Source organism: Halomonas sp. ND22Bw (genome assembly GCF_003011945.1).
Taxonomy (GTDB): domain Bacteria; phylum Pseudomonadota; class Gammaproteobacteria; order Pseudomonadales; family Halomonadaceae; genus Halomonas; species Halomonas halophila.
Window position 1 is genome coordinate 1 of record NZ_PXWD01000674.1, and the last position, 279, is coordinate 279.

The 279-nt window shown below is 66.3% G+C and carries 1 pseudogene; it reads left to right on the forward strand.

Annotated features, from left to right (window positions below):
* Positions 1 to 279: pseudogene (locus tag CVH10_RS19845) on the forward strand (ubiquinol oxidase subunit II); the annotation flags it as partial.

Genomic DNA, 279 nt, shown 5'->3' on the forward strand with positions numbered 1-279 from the left:
CATCCTGCCGGTGATGGCGCTGATCGTCTTCTTCGCCTGGAAGTACCGCGCGTCGAACAAAGACGCCGAGTATCAGCCCGACTGGGACCACTCGACCTCGCTGGAGCTGGTGATCTGGGCCGCGCCGCTGCTGATCATCATCTGCCTGGGCGCCCTGACCTGGGCCGGCACCCACCTGCTGGACCCCTATCGCCCCATCGACCGGATCAAGCCGGGCCAGGCCGTCGCCGAGAACGTCGAGCCGCTGCAGGTCAATGTCGTCGCGCTCGACTGGAAGTG